Origin of the sequence: Variovorax sp. M-6 (genome assembly GCF_052114385.1) — a bacterium.
Classification (GTDB): Bacteria; Pseudomonadota; Gammaproteobacteria; order Burkholderiales; family Burkholderiaceae_C; genus Variovorax.
In genome coordinates this window covers 255558-278723 of the sequence record NZ_JBFREQ010000003.1, presented here as the reverse complement: position 1 = coordinate 278723, position 23166 = coordinate 255558, and the positions used below count along the sequence as shown (strand labels likewise).

The 23166-nt window shown below is 68.9% G+C and carries 22 protein-coding genes and 2 riboswitches; of the genes, 6 read left to right on the top strand and 16 right to left on the bottom strand.

The features are described 5' to 3' along the window. Positions 1-4: 4 nt before the first annotated feature. The 12 genes from AB4Z46_RS05640 to AB4Z46_RS05585 all read right to left on the bottom strand — a co-directional run bounded on the left by AB4Z46_RS05640 (position 5) and on the right by AB4Z46_RS05585 (position 12653). On the bottom strand, positions 5-703 hold the full coding sequence (locus tag AB4Z46_RS05640; protein WP_442282489.1) for a YciI family protein: 699 nt from the start codon (positions 701-703) through the stop codon (positions 5-7). 32 nt (positions 704-735) lie between these two features. Further along, the gene (locus tag AB4Z46_RS05635) at positions 736-1143 is read right to left on the bottom strand and encodes a DoxX family protein (protein WP_442282488.1); all 408 of its coding nucleotides are present in this window, start codon (positions 1141-1143) and stop codon (positions 736-738) included. Between the two features lie 12 nt (positions 1144-1155). Continuing rightward, positions 1156-1575, bottom strand: coding sequence for a YciI family protein (locus tag AB4Z46_RS05630; RefSeq protein ID WP_442282487.1), 420 nt, complete (start codon positions 1573-1575; stop codon positions 1156-1158). 140 nt (positions 1576-1715) lie between these two features. Next, positions 1716-4628 (bottom strand): aminomethyl-transferring glycine dehydrogenase, encoded by a 2913-nt coding sequence (gene gcvP / locus AB4Z46_RS05625; protein WP_442282486.1) that lies wholly within the window; start codon positions 4626-4628, stop codon positions 1716-1718. Between the two features lie 26 nt (positions 4629-4654). Next, positions 4655-5032, bottom strand: coding sequence for a glycine cleavage system protein GcvH (gene gcvH / locus AB4Z46_RS05620; protein ID WP_442282485.1), 378 nt, complete (start codon positions 5030-5032; stop codon positions 4655-4657). A 54-nt stretch (positions 5033-5086) separates the two neighbouring features. Continuing rightward, positions 5087-6280: a glycine cleavage system aminomethyltransferase GcvT gene (gene gcvT / locus AB4Z46_RS05615; RefSeq protein ID WP_442282484.1), complete on the bottom strand. Its 1194-nt coding sequence runs from the start codon at positions 6278-6280 to the stop codon at positions 5087-5089. A 15-nt stretch (positions 6281-6295) separates the two neighbouring features. Continuing rightward, positions 6296-6410, bottom strand: a riboswitch (glycine riboswitch). 18 nt (positions 6411-6428) lie between these two features. Then, positions 6429-6515, bottom strand: a riboswitch (glycine riboswitch). Between the two features lie 43 nt (positions 6516-6558). Further along, a complete protein-coding gene (locus AB4Z46_RS05610; RefSeq protein WP_442282483.1) occupies positions 6559-7086 on the bottom strand; it encodes a hypothetical protein in 528 nt (175 codons plus the stop codon). 86 nt (positions 7087-7172) lie between these two features. Continuing rightward, positions 7173-8450 carry a TRAP transporter large permease gene (locus AB4Z46_RS05605; RefSeq protein ID WP_442282482.1) on the bottom strand — a complete coding sequence of 426 codons (1278 nt, stop codon included), beginning with the start codon at positions 8448-8450 and terminating at the stop codon, positions 7173-7175. Beyond that, the gene (locus AB4Z46_RS05600; RefSeq protein ID WP_442282481.1) at positions 8447-8941 is read right to left on the bottom strand and encodes a TRAP transporter small permease; all 495 of its coding nucleotides are present in this window, start codon (positions 8939-8941) and stop codon (positions 8447-8449) included. The genes AB4Z46_RS05605 and AB4Z46_RS05600 overlap by 4 nt, the downstream gene beginning before the upstream one ends. Positions 8942-9028: 87 nt before the next feature. Continuing rightward, the gene (locus tag AB4Z46_RS05595) at positions 9029-10000 is read right to left on the bottom strand and encodes a TRAP transporter substrate-binding protein (RefSeq protein ID WP_442282480.1); all 972 of its coding nucleotides are present in this window, start codon (positions 9998-10000) and stop codon (positions 9029-9031) included. 57 nt (positions 10001-10057) lie between these two features. Further along, a complete protein-coding gene (gene denD / locus AB4Z46_RS05590) occupies positions 10058-11077 on the bottom strand; it encodes a D-erythronate dehydrogenase (RefSeq protein WP_442282479.1) in 1020 nt (339 codons plus the stop codon). 28 nt (positions 11078-11105) lie between these two features. Beyond that, a complete protein-coding gene (locus AB4Z46_RS05585; RefSeq protein ID WP_442282478.1) occupies positions 11106-12653 on the bottom strand; it encodes an ABC transporter permease/substrate-binding protein in 1548 nt (515 codons plus the stop codon). Positions 12654-12704: 51 nt separating this feature from the next. Here AB4Z46_RS05585 and AB4Z46_RS05580 point away from each other — a divergent pair, with 51 nt between their 5' ends. Both AB4Z46_RS05580 and AB4Z46_RS05575 read left to right on the top strand, forming a co-directional pair. Continuing rightward, on the top strand, positions 12705-13565 hold the full coding sequence (locus AB4Z46_RS05580; RefSeq protein ID WP_442282477.1) for an alpha/beta fold hydrolase: 861 nt from the start codon (positions 12705-12707) through the stop codon (positions 13563-13565). Between the two features lie 40 nt (positions 13566-13605). Then, positions 13606-14667, top strand: a complete 1062-nt coding sequence (locus AB4Z46_RS05575) for an ROK family protein (RefSeq protein WP_442282476.1) — start codon at positions 13606-13608, stop codon at positions 14665-14667. Positions 14668-14713: 46 nt separating this feature from the next. Here AB4Z46_RS05575 and AB4Z46_RS05570 read toward each other — a convergent pair whose 3' ends face one another. From AB4Z46_RS05570 to AB4Z46_RS05555, 4 genes are all read right to left on the bottom strand, one after another. Next, a complete protein-coding gene (locus AB4Z46_RS05570) occupies positions 14714-15391 on the bottom strand; it encodes a dienelactone hydrolase family protein (protein WP_442282543.1) in 678 nt (225 codons plus the stop codon). Between the two features lie 76 nt (positions 15392-15467). Further along, positions 15468-16850, bottom strand: coding sequence for a phospholipase D-like domain-containing protein (locus AB4Z46_RS05565; protein WP_442282475.1), 1383 nt, complete (start codon positions 16848-16850; stop codon positions 15468-15470). Further along, entirely contained in the window at positions 16847-17515 is a 669-nt protein-coding gene (locus tag AB4Z46_RS05560) for a glutathione S-transferase family protein (protein ID WP_442282474.1), read from the bottom strand. Before AB4Z46_RS05560 ends, AB4Z46_RS05565 begins: the two co-directional genes overlap by 4 nt. Positions 17516-17675: 160 nt before the next feature. Then, positions 17676-18791 (bottom strand): 5-methyltetrahydropteroyltriglutamate--homocysteine S-methyltransferase, encoded by a 1116-nt coding sequence (locus AB4Z46_RS05555; protein WP_442282473.1) that lies wholly within the window; start codon positions 18789-18791, stop codon positions 17676-17678. 146 nt (positions 18792-18937) lie between these two features. On the opposite strand from AB4Z46_RS05555, the gene AB4Z46_RS05550 reads away from it, so the two are divergent. The 4 genes from AB4Z46_RS05550 to AB4Z46_RS05535 all read left to right on the top strand — a co-directional run bounded on the left by AB4Z46_RS05550 (position 18938) and on the right by AB4Z46_RS05535 (position 23154). Beyond that, positions 18938-20041 carry an aromatic ring-hydroxylating dioxygenase subunit alpha gene (locus AB4Z46_RS05550; protein ID WP_442282472.1) on the top strand — a complete coding sequence of 368 codons (1104 nt, stop codon included), beginning with the start codon at positions 18938-18940 and terminating at the stop codon, positions 20039-20041. Continuing rightward, positions 20038-20799 carry a GntR family transcriptional regulator gene (locus AB4Z46_RS05545; RefSeq protein ID WP_442282471.1) on the top strand — a complete coding sequence of 254 codons (762 nt, stop codon included), beginning with the start codon at positions 20038-20040 and terminating at the stop codon, positions 20797-20799. Before AB4Z46_RS05550 ends, AB4Z46_RS05545 begins: the two co-directional genes overlap by 4 nt. A 13-nt stretch (positions 20800-20812) precedes the next feature. Beyond that, the gene (locus AB4Z46_RS05540) at positions 20813-21823 is read left to right on the top strand and encodes a PDR/VanB family oxidoreductase (protein WP_442282470.1); all 1011 of its coding nucleotides are present in this window, start codon (positions 20813-20815) and stop codon (positions 21821-21823) included. Between the two features lie 158 nt (positions 21824-21981). Continuing rightward, complete coding sequence (locus AB4Z46_RS05535; RefSeq protein WP_442282469.1) at positions 21982-23154, top strand: ABC transporter substrate-binding protein; 1173 nt, start codon at positions 21982-21984, stop codon at positions 23152-23154. Positions 23155-23166 lie beyond the last annotated feature (12 nt).

Sequence of the window (23166 nt, the reverse complement as noted above, 5' to 3'; positions counted from 1 at the left end):
GCGCCTATCGCGCTGGCTCGCGCACGGGGCGGATCTCGACCACGGGGTGCGCCGGCGCGTAGGGGTAGCGACTCGCCCATTCGATCGCTTCGTCCATCGACCGGGCACGGATCAGCCAGAAGCCCGCGATCAGCTCCTTCGCTTCGGCGAAAGGGCCGTCGACCACGCGCGGCTTGCCGCCGCCGAACTTCAGGCGGGCGCCCTTGGCGGTCGACTTCAGGCCGTCGCCCGCCAGCAGCACGCCGGCTGCGACGCTCTGGTCATTGCGCCGGGCCATCGCATCGAGCCGTTCGGGGGCGGTGGGCGCGTCGGCTTCCAGCTGCGCGTCGGACAGCAGCATCACCATGAATCGCGGACCCGGTTCTCCCTGCGCGGCCGACGAAAGGATCCCGGGCAGGCCGCCGGGGCAGCCAGACTCGCGGATCTCGAGCACGGGCCCGGTTTCGGGCCCCGGCACCCAGCGGCCGAGCTGATCGGTGGCTGCCTGCAGCGAGTCGGCCTCCAGGAAACCGAAGGCGGCCACCAGGTCTTCGGTGTGCTCGAACGGCCCCGGCACCACGCGCGGGCCGTCCGCCGAGAAGTGCAGGCGGACGCCGTGCGAACTGGCCTGCAGCGCGGCGTGGGGGAGCGCGGGGGCGATCGGCAGCGCCTCGCCGTCGTCGAGGCCGGTCTCGGTGCGCCGGTCGGCCTTGCGGAGGATCACGAATCTCATCCCGCAAGGATAGCGTTGCGCGCTCAGCGCCGCAGCGGGAGCATCGCGCGCAGCCGTTCGTCGCGCAGGAAGAGGCCGCCCCAGGCCATCAGGCCGATGTAGAGCCCGAACAGCAGGTGGCTGAAGACCGGACTGCCGACGCGCAGGTGGGTCGCCATGGCGCCGCCGAGCAGGCCAGTCAGCAGGATCGCACCGAGCAGCGAGGTGCGCGGGATGGCGTAGAGCGCGCCGATCGCGAGCGTCAGCACGCCGAGGCCGAAGGCGATGTCCGCCGGATAGCCGAGTTCGGCCAGGGTCTGCTTGACCACGTCCATCTCGGCCACCTTGATGGCGCCGTCGAACAGCAGGAACACGACGACCAGGCCGCTCAGGATGCGGCCGGTCCAGAGGGTGGCGCCCGAGGCGGGCGCGGTCGGAAGAATGGCTTGCATGCGGGTGTCCCCTCAGGCCTTGGCGGCGACTTCGGCGAGCAGCCGCTCTTCCTGTGCACGCAGCTCGGGCGTGAGCTCGGCGCCGAAGTCGTCCAACTCGAACACCTGGCGCAGCTCGAGCTCGGTCCCATCATCGAAGGGCGCGCGGCGCAGCCATTCGAGCGCTTCCTCCTTCGAGCGCACCTGCCAGAGCCAGAAGCCGGCAATCAGCTCCTTGGTCTCGCTGAAGGGGCCGTCGACCACGGTGCGCTCCTTGCCGGCGAAGCGCATGCGGGCGCCCTTGCTGCTCGGATGGAGGCCTTCCATCGCGAGCAGCACGCCGGCCTTGACCAGCGCCTCGTTGTAGTTGCCCATGTCGGTCAGCAGCTGTTCGCTCGGCATCACGCCGGCTTCCGAGTCCTTGCTGGCCTTGACGATCACCATGTATCGCATGTCGTTGCTCCTTCGGTTTCGAGGCCGGCGCCGGTCGGGATCGACCAGGCAGTTCCGGGGCTCTGAAGGGACGTCGAAGCAGCGAACGCGAAATCGACAGCCGGATGGACCGTCAATTGTAAAAAAATGCTTCCAAGCCCTCAGGCCTTGGCGTACGCCTCCAGCGGCACGCAGCTGCAGAACAGGTTGCGGTCGCCGTACACGTTGTCGACCCGGCCGATCGGCGGCCAGTACTTGGCCTGCCGGAGGCTGTCCAGCGGGAAGGCGCCGAGCTCCCGCGAGTAGGGCCGCGTCCATTCGCTGCCGAGCAGGCTGGCGGCGGTGTGGGGCGCGTTGCGCAGCGGGTTGTCGTCTCTGGGCCAGATGCCTTCCTCGATGCGGCGGATCTCGCCGCGGATCGCGATCATGGCGTCGATGAAGCGGTCCAGCTCGGCCAGCGGCTCGCTCTCGGTCGGCTCCACCATCAGCGTGCCGGGCACCGGGAAGCTCAGCGTCGGCGCATGGAAGCCGTAGTCGATCAGCCGCTTGGCGACGTCCTCGGCGCTCACGCCGCTGGCCTCCTTGAGCGGGCGCAGGTCGAGGATGCACTCGTGCGCCACGTGGCCGTTGGGGCTCGCGTACAGCGTCGGGTAGTGGTCCTTGAGCCGCGCGCTGATGTAGTTGGCGCTGAGGATCGCGGTCTCGGTCGCCGCCTGCAGGCCCTTGGCGCCCATCATGCGGCAGTACATCCAGCTGATCGGCAGCACCGCCGCGTTGCCCAGGGGCGCGGCGGAAACCGCGCCGACGGCGCCGTTCGACGCCAGCCCGCCGGTGACGTGGCCGGGCAGGTAGGGCACCAGGTCTTCCACCACGCACACCGGCCCGACGCCGGGGCCGCCGCCGCCGTGCGGGATGCAGAAGGTCTTGTGCAGGTTCAGGTGGCTGACGTCGCCGCCGAACTCGCCCGGTGCGGCCACGCCGACCAGCGCGTTCATGTTGGCGCCGTCGACGTAGACCCGGCCGCCGTGCGCATGGACGATCTCGCAGAGCTCCTTCACGCGGGTCTCGAACACGCCGTGGGTGCTGGGGTAGGTGATCATCACCGCGGCCAGCTTGTCGCCGTGCTTCTCGCAGGCGCGCTTCAGATCGTCGATGTCGACGTTGCCGTCGGCGTCGCAGGCCGTCACCACCACCTGCATGCCCACCATCTGGGCACTGGCCGGATTGGTGCCGTGCGCGGACGAAGGGATCAGGCAGACGTCGCGGTGCCCTTCGCCCTTGGCCTCGTGGAAGGCCTTGATCGCAAGCAGCCCCGCGTATTCGCCCTGCGAGCCGGCGTTGGGCTGCAGGCTGATGCCCGCGTACCCGGTCGCTTCGCAGAGCCAGGCGCGCAGCTGGGCGTCGAGTTGCGCATAGCCCAGCAATTGCTCGGGCGGCGCGAACGGATGGATGTCGGCGAACTCGGGCCAGGTGATCGGGATCATCTCGCTGGTCGCGTTGAGCTTCATGGTGCAGCTGCCGAGCGGGATCATGCTGCGGTCGAGCGCGAGGTCCTTGTCGCTCAGGCTGCGGATGTAGCGCAGCATCGCGGTTTCGCTCTTGTGGGTGTTGAACACCGGGTGCGTCAGGAAGTCGCTGGTGCGGCGCAGATCTTCGGGAATGCGGGCCCGCGCCGTGGCGGCGATGGCGTCGAAGTCAGGGCCCCGGGTGCCGGAAGGCGCAAACAGGCCCCACAACATCTCGACGTCGGCCCGCGTGGTGGTCTCGTCGAGCGAGACGCCCAGGTGGTGCTGCAGGCGGTGGCGCAGGTTGATGCCGGCCGCCTGTGCGCGTTCGTCGATCGCCTGCGTGTCGTCGCCGGTGCGGATCGTGAGCGAGTCGAAGGCGGTGCTGTTGACCAGCTCGCGGCCCAGTTGCTCGAGGCCCTGCGCCAGCACCGCGGTCAACAGCGCGACGCGCTGCGCGATGCGGCGCAGCCCTTGGGGCCCATGGTAGACGGCGTACATGCTCGCGACCACCGCGGGCAACACCTGCGCGGTGCAGATGTTCGAGGTGGCCTTCTCGCGCCGGATGTGCTGCTCGCGCGTCTGCAGCGCCAGGCGGTAGGCCGGCTGGCCGTGCGCGTCGACGCTGACGCCCACCAGACGGCCGGGCAGGGAGCGCTTGAACTCGTCGCGGCAGGCCAGGTAGGCCGCATGCGGACCGCCGTTGCACATCGGCATGCCGAAGCGCTGGGTGGTGCCGCAGACGATGTCCGCATCCCATTCGCCCGGCGGCGCCAGCAGCGTCAGCGCCAGCAGGTCGGCCGCGACGCAGAAGGCGGCCTCGCATTGGTGCGCGTGGCCGGCCAGCGGGCGCAGGTCGTGCACCTGGCCCGTGGTGGCGGGGTATTGCGCGAGCGCGCCGAAGAAGCCGCCGCTGGCCATCAGGTGCGGCAGCGTCTCGGAGGCGGTGCTGACCTTGACCTCGATCCCCAGCGGCGCTGCGCGCGTGCGGATCACCTCGATGGTCTGCGGATGGCAGTCGCCCGAGACCAGGAACACGTTGCTCTTGCTCTTGACGCTGCGCCGGGCCAATGTCATGGCCTCGGCCGCCGCGGTGGCCTCGTCGAGCATCGAGGCATTGGCGATCGCCATGCCCGTGAGGTCGCAGACCATGGTCTGGAAATTGACCAGCGCCTCCATGCGGCCCTGCGAGATCTCGGCCTGGTAGGGCGTGTAGGCGGTGTACCAGGCCGGGTTCTCCAGCACGTTGCGCAGGATCACGCCGGGCGTGTGGGTGCCGTAGTAGCCCTGGCCGATGAAGTTCCTGGCCACCTTGTTCTTCGCGGCGATCGCCTTCAGCTCGGCCAGCGCATCGGCCTCGGTGATCGGCGGCGCCAGCCGCATCGGCCGGCGCCGGCGGATGGCCGGCGGCACGATGCCGTCGATCAGTTCGGCGCGCGTGGCCGAGCCGACGGCGGCGAGCATGCGGACCTCGTCCTCGGCTTCGATGCCGATGTGGCGCGCGATGAATTCCTCGGCGTTCTGGAGTTCGCTGAGCGAGGGGGAAGTGGGCAGCACGGGCGTCGGCATGGGAGGGTCCGGTCGGGGCGTAGGGTTCAGTTGTCGGCGGAGAATTTCGCGTAGGCGGTCTCGTCGAGCAGCGGCTCGAGCTGCGCCGGGTCGCTCAGGCGCACCTTGAAGAACCAGCCGGCATCCATCGGTGCGCTGTTGGCGAGCGAGGGATCGGCGCGCAGCGCTTCGTTGACCTCGGTGATCTCGCCCGAAATCGGCATGAACACGTCGGCCGCGGCCTTGACCGACTCGACCACGCCGGCCACGTCGCCCTGAGCGAAGCTCTTGCCGACTTCAGGCAGGTCGACGAAGACCACGTCGCCGAGAGCGTCCTGCGCATGCACCGTGATGCCGACCGTGACCAGCGCCGTGTCGGCTTCCTGCCGCACCCACTCGTGGTCCTTGGTGTACTTGAGGCTCATGAAAAACTCCTTGAAAAATGGCTGGCTTGAAGAAATCGAAAAATCGGGGAGGCCTCAGCCCCGGTGATAGCGCGCGGGAACGAAGGGCAGGGTGCTCACTTCCATCGGCACCGGCTTGCCGCGCACGATGGCCTGGATCCGCGTTCCGGGCTCGGCGTAGGCGAGCGCCACATAGCCCATCGCGACCGGCCGGTCGACGGTCGGGCCCAGCAGCCCGCTGGTGACCTGGCCGATCGGCAGACCCTCGAAGGATTCGAGCACGGAGCCGTCGCGCACCGGGATGCGTTCCAGCGCGACCAGTCCGACCCGCTTGCGCTTGAGCGTCTCGTGGTCGAGGTGGCCGGCCGCGCCGTTGGCGGCCGTGAGCTGCGCCAGCACCCTGGCCGCGCCGGGGAAGCCGCCTTCGCGCGCGCCGCCGCTGCGCCGCACCTTCTGGATCGCCCAGCCGAGGGAGGCCTCGACCGGCGTGGTGCCTGGGTCGATGTCGCTGCCGTAGAGGCACAGGCCGGCCTCCAGCCGCAGCGAGTTGCGCGCGCCCAGGCCGATCGGCTTCACCTCGGGCTGGGCCAGCAGCAGGCGGGCCAGTGGCTCGGCGTCGCGGGCGGCGACCGAGATCTCGAAGCCGTCCTCGCCGGTGTAGCCGCTGCGCGTCACGAAGGCCGCGATGCCGCCGATCTGCACCGTGCCGCCGGTCATGAAGACGAAGCGCTCGATGCCCGGCGACAGGCGCGCCAATGCGGCCGCGGCCTGCGGTCCCTGGAGCGCGAGCAGCGCGTGGTCGGGCATCGGCAGCACCTGGCAGCGTTGGCCGATCCGGGCCGTGATGTGGGCGATGTCGGCCTGCTTGCAGGCGCCGTTGACGATCACGAACAGCGAATCCTGGCCTTCGTTGAAGAACATCAGGTCGTCGAGGATGCCGCCTTCGTCGTTCAGCAGCAGCCCGTAGCGCTGCTTGCCGGGCGCCAGGCCGATCACGTCGACCGGCATCAGGCTCTCGAAGGCGGCGGCGGCATCGGGGCCGGCCAGGCGCAGCTGTCCCATGTGGGAGATGTCGAACAGGCCGGCAGCCTCGCGCGTGTGGCGGTGCTCGGCCATCAGCCCGGCGGGGTACTGCACCGGCATTTCGTAGCCGGCAAAGGGCACCATGCGGGCGCCCAGCGCCAGGTGCAGGCCATGGAGCGGGGTCTTCTGAAGATCGTCGGATGCGGCGGCCAAGGGCGTTTCTCCAAAGGGGCAGTCTAGTTCCATGGCAAGAAGCCATGGGCCACCCCTGCTGTCCGCTTTACCTGAGAGATTCGCCCCACGATCGGGGTTTGCTCCTTCGGTGGACGGACCGGCGCGACTGCGCGACGAACCGCCTCTCTCCAGCAAGGAAACGCCCGGGAACGGGCGCTTCGTCAGTCCTTTTGCCTGAGCGTTCGGGCCCGTGTTTCGAGGGACCTGCGCCTTCGGCGGCCCCATCGTGGCGGGACGCTCTCCTGACCGGGCGAGTGTAAGGGAATCGGCGACCGCCCGGCCGGCGTTTTTCAGTGCACGGCCGCGGCCGGCAGCAGCCGGTCGATGCGCTCGCGGATCGACTCGGCGCGTTCGGTGCCCGCTGCCTTTTCGATTTCGTCGAGCATCCCGCTCGCCACGGCCAGCATCGCGCCGCGATCGCGCGCCTCCCGCAGCATCTCGCGGAACCGGTCGGCCAGCAGGGGATCGCGGCGTACGAACATGCGTTCGCACAGATCGAAAAGAAACATGCGCGTGGTGGCGAGCGAGCGCTTGCCGTCGAAGGCATCGGCCGCGCCCGGCGCTGGATCGGCGGGCTGTTCCTGCTCAGGCACAGGCACGCGGTCCTGCGCCAGGGGCCCGCGGTCCAGCAGGTAGCCTTCGCGCACCAGGTGCAGCGCGACACGCCCGGCTTCGTCCCGGCCGCCGAACAACTGGCCGAAGTCGGTCACCGAGCGCTGGCCATCGGCCATCAGCAGCAGGGCGCGCTCGCGCTGGCCCAGGCTGCGGCAGCCGGGGCTGAGTTCATGGCGCGCCTTGTCGGTCTTGATGAGGAACATGGGATGCTGCGGCGTTCGGTGGGCGAGCGCCGCAGCATGGACCCCTGGCGTGACGGCTTCGTGAAACCGTCCGCATCAACAGGGTGCTACTTCGCGTAGACCAGGTCGCGCAATCCGAGCGAGACGCCGGGCACGTAGGTGACCACCATCAGGCAGGCCAGGATGACCAGCACGAACGGAATCAGGTAGGGCACGATGCGGTCGAGCGAGATGCGCGCCACCGTGCAGGCCGCGAACAGGTTGACGCCGAAGGGCGGCGTGATCATGCCGAGCGCCAGGTTCACCACCATCACCAGGCCGAAGTGCACCGGGTCGATGCCGAAGTGCATGGCCACCGGCGCCAGGATCGGCGCCAGCACGATGATCGCCGCGCTGGTCTCGATGAACATGCCGATCACGAACAGGGCGCCATTGACGCCGAGCAGGAACATCGCCGGCGACTGCAGCACCTCCTGGAGCCAGCGGCCGATGGCGTCGGGCACGCCGGCACGCGTGATCAGGAAGGCGAACAGCCCGGCGTTGGCGATGATGAACATGATCACCGACGACGACACCACCGACTTGCGCAGCACCGCATAGAGTTCGGCCGGCTTGATCTCGCGGTAGATCAGCGTGCCGACGATCAGCGCGTACAGCACGGCCACCGCCGACGCCTCGGTGGGCGTGAAGATACCGCCGTAGATGCCGCCGAGGATGATCACCGGCATCAGCAGCGCCCAGCCGGCACGCCAGGTGGCGGTGGCGACGCCGAGCCGGCCGTCGCCGTCGTTCTTGCCCAGCCCCTTGAACTTGCAGTAGACGTAGACGAAGGCCATCAGCGCCAGGCTGATCAGGATGCCCGGTCCGAAGCCGGCGATGAACAGCTCGCCGATCGACACTTCGGCGCTGACGCCGTAGAGGATCATCGGAATCGAGGGCGGAATGATCACGCCGAGTTCGGCGCTGGTGGCCTGCAGCGCGGCGGCGTAGCCGACCGGGTAGCCATGCTTGATCAGCGCCGGGATCAGGATCGCGCCGATCGCGAAGGTGGTCGCCACCGAAGAGCCCGACACCGCCGCGAAGATCATGCAGGTCAGCACGCAGGTCATCGGCAGGCCGCCCTGGACGCCACCCACCAGGCTCTTGGCGAAGTCGACCAGGCGGCGCGAGATGCCGCCGGTCTCCATCAGGTTGCCGGCCAGGATGAAGAAGGGAATGGCGGCGAGCGGAAACTTGTTGATCGCGTTGAACATCTCCTTGACGGAGATCAGCATGTTCGCGTTGGAGACCTGGATGCCGAGCACCGAGGCCAGGCCGATGGAAACGGCGACGGAGATGGTGAGTGCGAAGCACACCACCATGGTCGTGATCATCACGGGGGTCATTGAGCGGTTTCCAGTTCGTTGCGCTTCGGGTCGATCAGGTTGGCGATGATGCCGATCACGCAGAACAGCCCGCCCACCGGCAGCGCCAGGTAGGCCCAGAACATCGAGACCGATTCGAGGCCGGCCATCGACTGCACGCTGCCGCGCTGCGCGTAGTCCCAGCCCCACCAGATGATGACCGCGATCAGGGTCAGCGCGGCCAGGCACACCACCCAGTCGAGCACGCGGCGGACCTTCGGCGGACTCCATCGGTAGAGCACGTCGACGCTGACCATGGCGCCCTGGCGGAAGGCGGTCGGGATGCCCAGGAAGACCATCCAGATCAGGCTGATGCGGATCAGGATCTCGGACCATTCGGCCGGTTGTTCGAGCACGAAGCGGGTGACGATCTGGAACACGCCGAGGGCAGAGGCGACCACCAGCATGAAGCAGGCGATCGCCATCGCCAGGCCGGTGGTCCAGCGGTCGAGTGCGAGGAAGGCGGATTTCATTGGCGCATCAGGGGTTCGGACAAAAAAACGCCCGCCAGCGCAGGCTGTGCGGGCGCGCGCTGCCGCGATGAGTATCGCGGCGGCCGGTTACTTGACGTCGCGGATCTTGTCCAGGTTGGCCTTGCCGAACTGCTTCTCGAAGTCGGCGTTGACCGGCGCCAGCGCGGCGACGAACTTGGCCTTGTCGACGTTGTCGATGACGGTCATGCCCTTGGCGCGCAGGTCGGCCACGCCCTTGGCATCGTCTTCGTCGACGCGGGCCCGGTTGGCCTTGATGCCTTCCTTGGCGGCATCCAGGAAGGCCTGCTTGTCGGCGGCGCTGAGCTTGTCGAAGGAGGCCTTGTTCATCAGGAAGATGCAGGGCGAGTAGACGTGGCCGGTCAGCGTGAGGTGCTTCTGCACCTGGTCGAACTTGGCCGAGATGATCACCGGCAGCGGGTTCTCCTGGCCGTCGACCGTGCCCTGCTGGAGCGCGGTGAAGACTTCCGGGAAGGCCATCGGCGTGGTGATGATGCCGAAGCCCTTGTAGGCCGCGATATGCACCGGGTTCTCCATGGTGCGCATCTTCAGGCCCTTGAGGTCCTCGGGGGCCTTCACGTCGCGCTTGCTGTTGGTCATGTGGCGGAAGCCGTTCTCGGCCCAGCCCAGCGCCTTGAAGCCCTTGGCGTCGAACTTGACCAGCATGTCCTGGCCGATCGGGCCGTCGAGCACCGCGCGGGCGTGCGCCTTGTCGCGGAACAGGAAGGGCACGTCGAGGATCTTGGTTTCGGGCACGAAGTTCGGCACCGGCCCGGTCGACGAGAAGGCGAGCTCCTGGGTGCCGAGCTGCACCGCTTCGATGGATTCACGCTCGCCGCCCAGCGAGCCGTTGTAGAAGGTCTCGACCTTGTAGCGGCCATTGGTGCGCTTCGCGACTTCCTTCGCGAAGGTATCGATGGCGACGCCCTGGTGCGAGTTCTGCGCGGTCGAGATGCTGATCTTCATCGTCGTCTGCGCAAGGGCCGCGCTCGCGATGCCAAAGCCGAGGACCAGGCCTGCGGCCAGTTGGCTCAATTTCATGGGGATGTCTCCTGAGTGGAAAAGTGTGCGGACCCGGGCCCGCAGGGCAACCGTCGACTATGCCGCAATAGCGAGCTTCACCGCGTCGGGATTTTCACGGACGTAGTCGCGGACCACCGCCTCGAAGCTGGCATCGGCTTGCAGGCCGAGCGCAGCGGCGCGCGCCGTTTCGAAGTGCCCGGGCCAGGTCTTCACGATGCGCCGGATCGCCGGGTCGGGCGTGCGGTCGAGCAGGGCGGTGGCGGCCGGACCGGCCACGCGCGCCAGGGCCGCCGCCATCTCGCCCACCGTGGTGGCGAGCGAGGGCAGGTTGAGCGCGGTGCGCGGGCCCCACTCGGCGTCGCTGGCTTCGGCGGCACGCAGCAGGCCCTCGATGGTGCGCGCCGGCGAGGCGATTGCCACGGGTGTCTCGTCGGCGACCGGGCAGGCCGCGCGCAGGCCGGCCAGCGGCTCGCGGATCATGCCGCTGAAGAAGCCGGAGGCGGCGCCGTTGGGGCGGCCCGGCCGCACGCTCACCGTCATGAGCCGCACGCTGCGGCCGCGGATGAAGCCCTTGCGCGAGTAGTCGGCGACCAGCTGTTCGGCGACGAATTTCTGGATCCCGTAGCTGGTCTGCGGCGTCGGCAGGGTCTGGTCGGTGATCACCGCGGGCAGCGGCTGCTCGGGCGAATCGCCGAAGACCGCGAGCGAGCTCGAGAACACCAGCGTCGGCACGCTGCCGAGCCGGCGGCAGGCGTCGAGCAGGGCATTCGTGGCGGCAAAATTGCTGCGCATGCCGAGGTCGAAATCGGCCTCGCATTCGCCGCTGACCGCGGCCGCCAGGTGGAAGACCAGCGCGGTGTCCGGCGGCAGCACGCGTTCGGGCGCGCTGGCGAGCAGGTCGTTGAGGTCACCGACCACCGCGGCGACGCGCGGATCGGCCGCGAGGTCGGGCGGCGGTGCGGCGCGGTCGACCAGGGTGATCGTCGTGATCGATGCAGGAAGAGCGCCAGCGAGTGAGAGTTTCGAGCCGCCGAGCAGGGTTCGGGCCAGCCGGGCGCCGACGAATCCGGCGCCGCCGGTGATGACGATGTGCATGTGCGAGAGCCTCCTTGGGGCGTCGAGTCTAAATCGAGGCCGGGACCTCTCCGCGCTGGCGGCGCATGAAGGACTCGATGGCTTCGAACAGCGCCTCGCTCAGCAGCGCCAGCACCGCGGCCGGCACCGCGCCTGCGATCAGCAATTCGCGGTCGTTGAGCGCGAGCCCGGTCACGATGCGTTCGCCGAAGCCGCCGGCGCCGATGAAGGCGGCGATGGTCGCCGTGCCGATCGCGATGGTGGTCGCGGTGCGCACCCCGGCCAGCAGCGTGGGCAGCGCCAGCGGCAGCAGCACCACGCGCAGGTTCTGCCCGCCGGTCAGGCCCAGCGCGGTGCCGGCTTCGCGCAGGCCGGCGGGCACTTCGGCCAGCCCGGTCACCGTGTTGCGCATGATCGGCAGCAGCGAATAAAGCGTCAGCGCGATCAGCGCCGGCAGCGTGCCGATCGCGCCGAGCAGCGAGATCAGGACCGCCAGCAGCGCCAGCGAGGGGATGGTCTGCAGCAGGCCGGTCAAGCCCAGCACCAGGGCGCGCAACCGCAGATGCGCGAACACCGCGATCCCGAGCGGCACGGCGATCAGGATGGCGACGCCGACCGAGACGGCGACCAGCAGCAGGTGCTGGCGCGCGAGCCGGCCCAGGTCGGGGCCGAACAGCTTGGCCATGAAGCCGCGGGCGGCGCCGTCGGTCGCTGCGGGCGCCTTCGCGCCGGGCTTTCCCGCCGCCAGGAAATCGCGCGCGATCACGTCGAAGGCCGTGCCCTGCAGTTCGGCGCGCGCGTTCATCGCGATCATCGCGCGCTCGTCGATGCGGCCCTCGAGCGTCTGCAGGGCGGCCCAGGCCTCGGGCAGCCGCGTCGGCAGGTCGAGCCGGTACAGCAGCACGGCGTCGTAGCGCGGGAAGTAGCGCCGGTCGTCCTCGAGCACCCGCAGGCCCAGGTGGTCGATCTTGGCGTCGGTGGTGTAGATGTCGATGACGTCGATCTGCTTCGCCGCGATCGCCTCATAGGCCAGTCCGTGGTCCAGCCCGGTCGGCGTCTGGCCGAAACCGTAGCGCGCGGCCAGCCCCTGCCAGCCGTCGGCACGGCCGATGAACTCGTTCGAGAGGCCGAGCCGCAGCGCCGGATGGCCGGCCAGGTCGCTCAGGGTGCGCACGCCGAGCCGGTCGGCGTCGGCGGCGCGCATCGCGAGCGCATAGCCGTCGTTGAAGCCGAGCGGGACCGCCACGCCGAGTCCGAGCGGCTGCAAGGCCGCGTTCATGGCTTCGCGGGTCATCGACTGCCGGCCCTTGAGGATTTCGAGCGCGATGGTGCCGGTGTATTCGGCGTAGAGGTCGATCTCGCCGGAGCGCAGGGCCTCGTACACGATGGCCGTGTTGCCGAGCCCCTGCCGCACCACCGGGGCGACCGGGGTCCGGGGCGCGGCGGTCTGTGCCAGCACCTCGGCGAGGATGTAGGACTCGGTGAAGCGCTTGGAGCCGATGCGCAGTGGCTGCTCCTGGGCACTCGAAGCCAGGGCGGCGCAAAAGACGGCCAGGAAGGCCAGGGCGGCGAGCCACCTGCGACGAGGCAATTGCATCGGGCCAGTGTATCGGCGCGCGGTCGCGCCGTGCGGCTGCGGGGGCCGAACATGCCGTTCTCCTACAGCCGATGGTGCGTCGTGCTGATGCTGCCCGGCAGCCAAGCCGGCCACAGTCGACGGGTGTTGATCAACTACGTCCGCCGCGGTCAAGGAAAGCCTCTGTTGCTGGTGCATGGACTGGGCAGCAGCTGGCACACGTGGCAAACCATCCTCGAGCCCCTGGCCGCGGAGCGCGCCGTGGTGGCGATCGATCTCCCGGGTTTCGGCAAGAGTCCGCCGCTGGCGGGCGAAGTCTCGGTGCAGACGCTGGCCGCGGCGGTGGCGCTGTTCCTGCGCGAGCACGACCTGCTCGGCACCGATGCCGTCGGCAGCTCGCTGGGCGCGCGGCTGGTGCTCGAGCTGGCGCGGCGCGGCGAAGTGCTGGGCGCGGTGGTCCTGCTCGGCCCGGGCGGTTTCTGGGTCGGATGGGAGCGCCTGGCGTTCCAGAGTTCGATCCGCATGTCGATGCAACTCGCGCGGACGCTGAAGTTCGCGATGCCGTCGATCACCGCCCATGAGTGGTCGCGATCGCTGTTGCTGGCACGCTTCTCGCCGTACGCTCGCAAGCTGGCGCCGGCCCTGGTGCTGGAGGAAATGCGCAGCTACGCGTCGGCCCGGTCCTTCGAGCCGATGCTGAAGGACTTCATGCGCGGGGCGCCATTGAAGGGCTCGCCCCTCGGGCGGATCTCCAAGCCGATGGTGATCGGCTGGGGCCGCCTCGACCGGATCTGCCATCCCAGGCAGGCGACGCGCGTGCAGCAACTGTTTCCCGATGCGCGGCTGCACTGGTTCGAACGCTGCGGCCACTACCCCCATTGGGACGCGCCGGAAGAGACGGCGCAGCTGATCCTCGAGACAACGGCCGACTAGCGAGAGCGAAATCGGCCGGAAATGAAAGAAGAAAGAAGCAATGGCCAAGGACCCGCAGGCGACGCCGCTGCCCGAAGCACACGGCGCTCGCGAATTGCCCTCGGTGACCGTCGAGGGCTACAGCCTCCAGTTGCGCGACAAGGACGGTTTCGTCGGCGACCAGGCCAGCCAGACCGCCTTCCGGCAGCTGCTGGAGCGCTGGCGCCAGCGCCGCCGGCGCAAGGGCCGGGATCCGCTGGGCGGCGTCCATTCGAAGGACCTCGGCAAGCGGGAGCTCGACGAGGCGCTCGGCCGGACCGAGGCGTCCGAGGCTTCGGACCTGCTCCACGGCGCGATCGAGGCGTTCGCGCAGGAGTTGGCCTGGGTGATCGAACGCTTCCTGCGCCAGCCGTCGTGGAGCGGTGTGGAGCGGATCGTGATCGGCGGCGGATTTCCGGGCAGCGACGTGGGCGAGCGCGCCGTGCTGCAGGCGGCGGCCATCCTGCAGCACATGAAGGTGTCGGTGGAACTGGCCCGGATCTGCCACGAGCCGGACGACGGCGGCCTGCTCGGCTGGGTGCACCTCGTGCCACCGCCGCTGCTGAAGGGCCACGACGCCATCCTCGCGCTCGACATCGGCGGCACCAACGTGCGCTGCGGCATCGTCAAGCTGCGCAGGAAGCGCGCGCCCGACCTGTCGAAGGCCAAGGTGGTGCGGCGCGAGAAATGGCGCCACGCCGACGAACGCCCGAGCCGCACGCTGCTGATCGACCGCCTGGCCGAGATGCTCGAGGCGCAGATCCGCTACGGCAGGAAGAAAGGCATCCGCCTGGCGCCTTTCATCGGCATCGCCTGCCCGGGCCTGATCCGCAAGGACGGCTCGATCTCGCGCGGCGCGCAGAACCTGCCGGGCGACTGGGACGGCGACAGCTTCCACCTGCCGAGCGAGCTGTGCAAGAGGATCCCGATGATCGCCGGAGCGCCGACCATGGCGCTGATGCACAACGATGCGGTGGTGCAGGGCCTCAGCGAACTGCCGTTCATGCAGGACGTGAAGCGCTGGGCGGTGCTGACGATCGGCACCGGGCTGGGCAACGCCAGCTACACCAACAAGTCGAAGTAGGCGTGTCGATCAGGCCGCCGCACCGGCGTGCCGCGACCGACCGCCGTCAGCCGAGTTCCCGGCCAAAGAAGCGCAGCGTGCGATCCCACGCGAGCTGGGCCCACACGGCGTCGTATTGCGTGATGGGGATCCGGCCCGGGCCTTGCGCGGTTTCGTTGGCGAAGGCGTGATGCGCCTGGTAGCGGTGCCCTTCATAGCGCACGCCCGCCGCGCTCAGCTTCTCCTCGAGGGCATCGACCCCCGCGATGGCGAACGCCGCGTCCTGCGTGGCCCAATGCGCCATCAACGGCACGGTGATCTTCGAGGCGTCGACATACTCCAGCGGCGGGTAGCCATACCAGACGACACCGGCATCGGCCTCGGACGCCATCGACGAGGCCAGCAGGGTCAGCGCGCCGCCCATGCAGTAGCCGGTGATGCCCACCTTGCCGCCGCGCGCCTTCAGATATTGCAGCGCGCCGCGCACGTCCTGCGAGGCCGCTTCGGCGAAGTTCAGCCCGCTCATCAGATGGTGGGCCTCCTCGGCCTCGACGGTCTTCTTTCCGCGATAGAGATCGGGCACCAGGGCGGTGAAGCCGGCCTGCGCGAAACGCTGGGCCACACCGAGGATCTGGTCGTTCAATCCCCACCACTCCTGGATCACGACCACCGACCCGAAGGCCTTCTCGGCCTCGACCAGGTAGCCTTGCACCGCGGCGCCATCCGGGCGCTTGAATTCGATCATGGTTCCCATGAGTCTCTCCTGATGTTGTGGTCAAGACAGCGAGTATCGGACACGTGGCCACGTTTGCGGGCATCGCTCAAAGCTGGAAGGCGATCGTGAGCAGCAGCCCCTCGGCGACGTCGCGCAGCAGCCCCGGCCTGCGTGCCCGGTAGGTGTCGCCGGCCGAGGCGGTGGTCGCTATCCATTGCGCCAGCCAGTCGATCTCGGTGCGGCCGTAGAACACCACCGCCGCCTCGTGGTTGAGCAGCAGGCTGCGCAGGTCGAGATTGATCGAGCCGCACAGCGCCAGGTCGTCGTCCATCACCACCGCCTTGGCATGGGCCATGAAGGGCAGCATCTTGAAGATCACGCCGGCGCGTGCCAGGTCGCGCATGGTGCGGGCACGCACGAAGTCGGCCAGGCGGTGGTTCGACCGTGCCGGGATCGCGATCGTCACCTGCACGCCACGCCGGGCCGCCAGCCGCAGCGCATCGCGCAGGCCGTCGCCGGGCACGAAGTAGGGGGTGACCGCGAGCACGCGATGCTCGGCGCGAAAGCAGGCGTCGATCAGCAGCGCCTGGGCCGTGTCCTCGGTCTGGTCGGGGCCGCTGGGCAGGAACTGCGCGAGGCTGCCATCGCTGCGCGGTCCCGTGTCGGCGGCGATGGTGCGCGACGTGCGACCGCGCACCGAGGTCCAGTCGTGGTCGAACTGGCGCGCCGCCGCGGTCGCCACGTCGCCCCGGAGGTCGAAGGACAGGTCGCGCCAGGCCACCGGATGGGCCTCGTTGCCGACGAAGTACTCTCCCGCGAGGTTCCTGCCGCCGGACCAGAGCCAGCCGTCGTCCGCGATCGTGAGCTTGCGGTGGTTGCGCAGGTTGCGCGGGCCGCTGCGGCGCAGGCTGAAGATCGGGCGGAACACCGCCACCTCGGCGCCCGCATCGCGCAGCGAATCGAAATGCGAGCGCGGCAGCGACAGCGCGCCGAAGCCGTCGAGCAGCACTCGCACCTTGATGCCCCCGCGCGCTCGGCGCGAGAGGCGGTTGATCACCTCGTGCCCGAGCGCGTCGTCGCCGATGATGAAGGTCGAGACGTCGATGGAATGCCGCGCGCCCTCGATCACCTCGAACAGCGCATCGCGCGCGGCGGCGCCGTCGGAATGAAGGCGCGTGTCGCAGCGGCTGGGCGCGGCGAGGCCGAAACTCTCGACCAGGTCGGCCGCCCAGTGCCCCGCCGGCGCCGAACGGGGCGGCCGCGGCGTGCCCACAGGGCGCAGCTTGCGCTGGCCGAACACCAGGTACATCGGGAGGATCACGTACGGGAGCAGCGCAAGGCCCATGACCCACGCGATGGCGGTGGAGGGCGCGCGCTGCTCGCGCCGCGCGCGGGTGGTCAGCACATAGACCAGCAGCGCGAAGGTCACCACCAGCAGGTGCTGCGATGGCGATGGCAGCCAGTCGAGCAGGTCGTCGATGCGGTTCACGTTCGGATGAGTGCCTGCAGGAAAGGCGGCACCGGGCGCCCCTGCGAAGCCAGAAACAGCATCATGGGTCGAACCACTTCGCGCACCGGGCCGCGCGCGCCCACGCGTTCGCGCCAGGCCAGCAGCCGGGGCGTGGCCTCGGTCATGGGAGCGCCCTTGCGTTCGGCGAACACCTGCGCCATGTAGAAGGCGATGTCGGCGAAGGAGTAGCTGTCGGCCAGGTACTCACGGTCGGCCAGCAGGACCTCGAGTTCGGCGTAGAAGGCCGTGCAGCCGGCGCAGGCCGCGAGCGCCGCGGGGCTCTGCATCTCCTGCTGCAGTCCGAAAAGCCTGATCACATGCGGGAAGAAGACCTCGTCCGACTTCAGCTCGAGCTGGCGGGCACGCGCCCGCGCCGCGACCCCGCGAGGCCACAGCGCCGGCTCCGGCACGCGGTCCTCCAGGTACTCGAAGATCTGCGTCGAGTCGAACAGCTCGACCTCGCCGTCGATCAGCACCGGCACCTGCCGCTTCGGGTTGACCCGCAGCACCTCGGGGTGCTTGGGAAGGTAGTTGTCGTCGCGGTCGAAAGGCACCATGACGCAGTCGAGGGCGACGCCCTTCTCGAGCGCCGCGATCTGCGCCTTGGCGCCGAACATGCTGAGGGGGCCGGTGAAGAGCTTCATGGATGCAGAGCCTACTTCAGCTCGACCCCAAACCAAAACCGGCCGGCGCAGCCCGGCCCGTTGGTGAAACACCGCGGAACCGGCTTCGCCGGGCCGCTGGTGTTGCCCCCGGCAGGGGGTGGGCGCCCGACACGAAGTGCGGGCAACCTGGGGGCGAGCGCTACTTCCAGACTTCCTGGGCGGTTTCGACCACGAGGCGCAGCTTGGCGCGCTGCGCCTCGACCGCGATGTTGTTGCCGTGCACCGTGCTCGAGAAGCCGCACTGCGGCGACAGCGCAAGCTGGTCGAGCGAGACGTATTTGGCGGCCGCCTCGATGCGGGCCTTGAGCTCATCCTTGTCTTCCATCTCGCCGAACTTGGTGGTCACCAGGCCCAGCACCACGGTCTTGCCCTTGGGCAGGAAGCGCAGCGGGCGGAAGTCGCCCGATCGGGCGTCGTCGTACTCGAGGAAGTAGGCGTCGAGGTCCATCTCCTTGAGCAGCGCCTCGGCCACCGGCTCGTAGTTGCCGGCCGCCGCGTGCGTGCTCTTGAAGTTGCCGCGGCACAGGTGCATGGCGAGGAGCATGCCCGCGGGCTTCTGCGCCACCACCTTGTTGATGAAGGCAGCGTAGCGGTGCGGCAGTTCGTTGGGGTCGTCGCCGCGCTGGCGGGCCGCCTCGCGCATCTTCTCGTCGCACAGGTAGGCCAGGTTGGTGTCGTCCATCTGCACGTAGGTGCAGCCCGCCGCGGCCAGCGAGCGCAGCTCGTCGCCGTACGCCTTGGCGACGTCGTCGTAGAACACCGGATCGAGCTCGGGGTAGGCCTCGCGGCTGATGCCGGCGCGGCCGCCTCGGAAATGCAGCATGGTGGGCGAGGGGATCGTGACCTTGGGCGTATTGCCGGCCGACACCTGGCTCTTGAGGTATTCGAAATCCGCGAGCTGGATGTTCTTGGCGTGGCGCACCTTGTCGATCACGCGCATCACCGGCGGTGCCAGCTCCTCGGTGCCGTCGGGCTTGCGGATCGTGACCGGGATGTCGGTCTTCACGCCGCCGAGCTGCTCGAGGAAGTCGATGTGGAAATAGGTGCGGCGGAACTCGCCGTCGGTGATGCTCTTGAGGCCGATGTCTTCCTGGAACCTGACGATCTCGGTGATGGCCTTGTCTTCGACCTTGCGAAGCTGCTCGGGCGTGATCTCGCCCTTGGCTTTCTGCTCGCGCGCTTCGAGCAGGTACTTGGGGCGCAGGAAACTGCCGACGTGGTCGTAGCGGGCGGGCAGGGCGGCGTGCTGGGACATGGGTGGGCTCCGTCGAATCTGGAAAAGAACGGTCGATCGTATCCGGACAATGAACCCCTTTGCTGGATACAGAAAGATCGGTACTTACCCTTGAATTGGCTGAAAACCGTGGACTTTAGCGAATGAATGTATACATTGCGTATCCCATGAAAGCCTCCACCAGCCCTTTCCCGCTCAACGCCTGGTATGCCGCCGCCTACGACGTCGAGGTCTCGCACGCGTTGCTGGCGCGCACCATCTGCAACCAGAAGCTGGTGCTCTACCGGCGCACCGACGGCCAGGTCGCAGCCCTGGAAGACGCCTGTTGGCACCGCCTGATGCCGCTGTCGCTCGGGCGGCTGGAGGGCGACGAGGTGGTCTGCGGCTACCACGGCCTGGTCTACAACAGCCAGGGCCGCTGCACCTTCATGCCGAGCCAGGAAACGCTCAATCCCTCGGCCTGCGTGCGCGCCTATCCGGTGGTCGAGAAGCATCGCTTCGTCTGGGTCTGGCCCGGTGACCCGGCCAAGGCCGATCCCGCGCTGGTGCCCGACATGCACTGGAACGACGACCCCGAGTGGGCCGGCGACGGCAAGATGATCCGCGTTGCCTGCGACTACCGGCTGGTGGTCGACAACCTCATGGACCTGACCCACGAGACCTTCGTGCATGGCTCGTCGATCGGCAACCGCGCGGTCGCCGAGGCGCCTTTCGTCGCCACCCACGGCGACCGTTCGGCCACCGTCACGCGCTGGATGGAGAACATCGATGCGCCGCCGTTCTGGGCCGGTCAGATCCACCATGCGCGCGGCTACCGGGGCAAGGTCGACCGCTGGCAGATCATCCGCTTCGAAGGGCCCTGCACGGTCAATATCGACGTCGGCGTGGCCGAGGCGGGCAGCGGCGCCGTGCCGCGCGACGGCGCGCCGGGCGATCGCAGCAAGGGCGTCAACGGCTTCGTGCTCAACACCATCACGCCGGAGACCGACAAGACCTGCCTCTATTTCTGGGCCTTCGCGCGCAACTACTGCGTCGGCGAGCAGCGCCTCACGCACCAGTTGCGCGAGGGCGTGGCCGGCATCTTCCGCGAGGACGAGGTGGTGCTCGAGGCCCAGCAGCGCGCGATGGACGAGCGGCCCGACTACAGCTTCTACAACCTCAACATCGACGCCGGCGCGATGTGGGCGCGGCGGCTGATCGACCAGATGATCGCGCGCGAGAAGCCGCGGGCGGCGACCATCCCGATCCAGTCGGCGGAGGTCGCGGAATGAGCGCCGTCCCGGTGACCGGCGATGCGGTCGAAGCCGGCGGTTCCCAGGCGGTCAAGGCCCAGCTGCGCTTGCGCGAGTTGATCCTGGCCGGCGAGCTGCCGGGCGGCGCGCGGATTGCCGAAGTGGCGGTGTCGGAACTGCTGGGCGTCTCGCGCACGCCGGTGCGCAGCGCGTTGATGCGGCTCGAACAGGAAGGGCTGCTCGAAGCCCTGCCCAACGGCGGCTATGCGGTGCGCACCTTCTCGGAGCGCGACGTGGCCGACGCCATCGAGCTGCGCGGCACGCTCGAAGGCCTGTCGGCGCGGCTGGCTGCCGAGCGCGGCGCACCGCCGGTGGTGCTGCGCGAGGCGCGGGCCTGCCTGCGACGCATCGACGAACTGCTGCGCGAGCCGGCGCTCGACGACGCGGCCTTCTCGCGCTACGTGGCCTTCAACGAGGAGTTCCATCGGCTGCTGTCCGAGATGTCGGGCAGTTCGCTGATCGCCAAGCAGATGGAGCGCGTGATCAACCTGCCGTTCGCCTCGCCCTCGGGCTTCGTTGTGGTGCAGGCCAACTCGCCCGCGGCCCGGGACATGCTCCTGATCGCGCAGGACCAGCACGGCCAGGTGCTCGACGCGATCGAGAACCGCGAAGGCTCGCGCGCCGAGGCGCTGATGCGCGAGCACAGCCGCATCGCGCAGCGCAACCTGCGAGAAGCCTTGCATGGCGCCCAGAACCATCCCTTGCCAGGCGTGCAACTGATCCGCCGCCGAGCCTGACGACATTTCGAAGATGAAAAGCGATATCCACTGGATGCCTGCGCGCATCACCGCCTTGCGCGACGTCAGCGCGACCGTGCGCGAGTTCGAGATCACGCCCGAGTCGGGCATCGTCGCCGGTCATGAGCCCGGCGCCCATCTGCAGGTGCAGGTGCTGGTCGGCGAGCCCGGTTCGGGGCGCATGCAGAACCGCTCTTATTCGGTGGTCGGCGCGCCCGACGGGCGGGCCTGGCGGATCGCCGTCAAGCGGCTCGACGACGGCCGCGGCGGTTCGCTCGCGATGTGGCGGCTGGCCGCCGGCGACCGGCTGCTGGTGAGCGAGCCCCAAAGCCATTTCGGCCTCGACCTGACGGCGCCCGGCTACCTGCTGGTGGCGGGCGGCATCGGCATCACGCCGCTGGTCTACATGGCGCAGCGCCTGGGTGCGCTGGCCGAGCGCAGCGGGGTGCCGGTGCGCATGCTCTACGGTGCGCGCAGCGAACAGGAACTGGCCTACTTGCCCGACTTGCGGATGGCGCTGGACCCGCACTTCAGCGCCAGCGTGCAGGCCTACACCGGCAGCGCGCCGATCGACTTCGCCGCCGAGATCGCCGCGTTGCCCGCGGGCGGCCAGCTCTACACCTGCGGTCCGGTGCCCATGCTTGAAGCGGTCAAGCGCGCCTGGGCCGCCGCCGGCCGGCCGCAGGCCGACCTGCGTTTCGAGACCTTCGGCAGCAGCGGCCGGCTCGCGACCCAGGCCTTCGAGGTGCGCATTCCGCGCCACGACCTGAAGATCACCGTGCCCGCCGGCAGCACCTTGCTCGAAGCGCTCGAGGGCGCCGGCGTCCAGACGCTTTGGGACTGCCGGCGCGGCGAATGCGGCCTGTGCGCGATGGACGTGCTCGCGGTCGACGGCGAGATCGACCACCGGGACGTGTTCCTGAGCGAGCACGAGAAAGAATCGGGTCGCCGCATCTGCGCCTGCGTTTCGCGCGCGGTCGGCACGATCACGCTCGACTCCGCCTGGCGGCCCGACGCGCCATGAGGCGCCGCAACCTCTGCGCGATCATCGCGCACTCACTTTGCTGATCGCGCAGAATTCGCACCGCCGGGGCGGGCGCTAGGTGTTTGCCGGAGCCCGGCCTCGCTTGCATCTGGTCACAATATCCCCCGTTTCGCATCCCATTGAATAAGGAGAGTTCCATGCTTCGTCGCCACCTCGTCCAGGCCGCCAGCCTGACCGCCATCGCGCTGGCCATGCCCCTGGCTCACGCGCAGGACAACACCTTCAAGATCGGGATGATCCTGCCGATGACCGGCCAGCAGGCCTCCACCGGCCGCCAGATCGAAGCCGCCGCCCGTCTTTACATGGCGCAGCACGGCGACACGGTCGCCGGCAAGAAGGTCCAGCTGATCGTCAAGGACGACACCGGCCTGCCCGACGTCACCAAGCGCATCGCGCAGGAACTGGTGGTCAACGACAAGGTCAACGTGCTGGCCGGCTTCGGCATCACGCCGTCCGCGCTGGCGGTGGCGCCGATCGCGACCCAGTCGAAGACCCCGGAAGTCGTGATGGCCGCGGCCACCTCGAGCATCACCCAGGCCTCGCCGTACATCGTGCGCTCCAGCTTCACGCTGCCGCAGGTCTCGGTCGCGATGGGCGACTGGGCACCGAAGAACGGCATCAAGACGGTGGTCACGCTGGTGGCCGACTACGGACCGGGCAACGACGCCGAGAAGTTCTTCAGCGAGCGCTTCGAGCTCAACGGCGGCAAGGTGATCGAGAAGCTGCGGGTGCCGCTGCGCAATCCCGACTTCGCGCCCTTCCTGCAGAAGGTGCGCGATGCCAAGCCCGACGCGCTGTTCGTCTTCGTGCCCTCGGGCGCCGGTGCGGCGGTGATGAAGCAGTTCCTCGAGCGCGGCATGGACAAGGCCGGCATCAAGATGATCGCCACCGGCGACGTGACCGACGACGACCAGCTCAACGACATGGGCGACGGCGCGCTCGGCGTGGTCACCTCGCACCACTACTCGGCGGCCCATCCCTCGGCCATGAACAAGAAGTTCGTGGAAGACTTCCAGAAGGCCAACAAGAACATGCGGCCGAACTTCATGGCCATCGGCGGCTATGACGGCATGCGCGTGATCTACGAGGCCCTCAAGACCACCAAGGGCCAGGGCGGCGGCGACGCGCTGCTGGCCGCGATGAAGGGCCAGGTCTTCGAGAGCCCGCGCGGCCCGGTGCTGATCGACGCCCAGACCCGCGACATCACGCAGGACGTGTACCTGCGCAAGGTCGAGAAGAAGGATGGACAGCTCTACAACGTCGAATTCGACGTCATCAAGGCCGTCAAGGACCCAGGTAAGACCAAGTAAGCCAGCCAAAGG

Excerpts from the sequence above, each read along its gene's own strand:
- AB4Z46_RS05635 (WP_442282488.1), bottom strand. The coding sequence starts at position 1,143 with ATGCAAGCCATTCTTCCGACCGCGCCCGCCTCGGGCGCCACCCTCTGG.
- AB4Z46_RS05630 (WP_442282487.1), bottom strand. The coding sequence starts at position 1,575 with ATGCGATACATGGTGATCGTCAAGGCCAGCAAGGACTCGGAAGCCGGC.
- gcvP (WP_442282486.1), bottom strand. The coding sequence starts at position 4,628 with ATGCCGACGCCCGTGCTGCCCACTTCCCCCTCGCTCAGCGAACTCCAG.
- gcvH (WP_442282485.1), bottom strand. The coding sequence starts at position 5,032 with ATGAGCCTCAAGTACACCAAGGACCACGAGTGGGTGCGGCAGGAAGCC.
- gcvT (WP_442282484.1), bottom strand. The coding sequence starts at position 6,280 with ATGGAACTAGACTGCCCCTTTGGAGAAACGCCCTTGGCCGCCGCATCC.
- AB4Z46_RS05610 (WP_442282483.1), bottom strand. The coding sequence starts at position 7,086 with ATGTTCCTCATCAAGACCGACAAGGCGCGCCATGAACTCAGCCCCGGC.
- AB4Z46_RS05605 (WP_442282482.1), bottom strand. The coding sequence starts at position 8,450 with ATGACCCCCGTGATGATCACGACCATGGTGGTGTGCTTCGCACTCACC.
- AB4Z46_RS05600 (WP_442282481.1), bottom strand. The coding sequence starts at position 8,941 with ATGAAATCCGCCTTCCTCGCACTCGACCGCTGGACCACCGGCCTGGCG.
- AB4Z46_RS05595 (WP_442282480.1), bottom strand. The coding sequence starts at position 10,000 with ATGAAATTGAGCCAACTGGCCGCAGGCCTGGTCCTCGGCTTTGGCATC.
- denD (WP_442282479.1), bottom strand. The coding sequence starts at position 11,077 with ATGCACATCGTCATCACCGGCGGCGCCGGATTCGTCGGCGCCCGGCTG.
- AB4Z46_RS05585 (WP_442282478.1), bottom strand. The coding sequence starts at position 12,653 with ATGCAATTGCCTCGTCGCAGGTGGCTCGCCGCCCTGGCCTTCCTGGCC.
- AB4Z46_RS05580 (WP_442282477.1), top strand. The coding sequence starts at position 12,705 with ATGCCGTTCTCCTACAGCCGATGGTGCGTCGTGCTGATGCTGCCCGGC.
- AB4Z46_RS05575 (WP_442282476.1), top strand. The coding sequence starts at position 13,606 with ATGGCCAAGGACCCGCAGGCGACGCCGCTGCCCGAAGCACACGGCGCT.
- AB4Z46_RS05570 (WP_442282543.1), bottom strand. The coding sequence starts at position 15,391 with ATGATCGAATTCAAGCGCCCGGATGGCGCCGCGGTGCAAGGCTACCTG.
- AB4Z46_RS05560 (WP_442282474.1), bottom strand. The coding sequence starts at position 17,515 with ATGAAGCTCTTCACCGGCCCCCTCAGCATGTTCGGCGCCAAGGCGCAG.
- AB4Z46_RS05555 (WP_442282473.1), bottom strand. The coding sequence starts at position 18,791 with ATGTCCCAGCACGCCGCCCTGCCCGCCCGCTACGACCACGTCGGCAGT.
- AB4Z46_RS05550 (WP_442282472.1), top strand. The coding sequence starts at position 18,938 with ATGAAAGCCTCCACCAGCCCTTTCCCGCTCAACGCCTGGTATGCCGCC.
- AB4Z46_RS05545 (WP_442282471.1), top strand. The coding sequence starts at position 20,038 with ATGAGCGCCGTCCCGGTGACCGGCGATGCGGTCGAAGCCGGCGGTTCC.
- AB4Z46_RS05540 (WP_442282470.1), top strand. The coding sequence starts at position 20,813 with ATGAAAAGCGATATCCACTGGATGCCTGCGCGCATCACCGCCTTGCGC.
- AB4Z46_RS05535 (WP_442282469.1), top strand. The coding sequence starts at position 21,982 with ATGCTTCGTCGCCACCTCGTCCAGGCCGCCAGCCTGACCGCCATCGCG.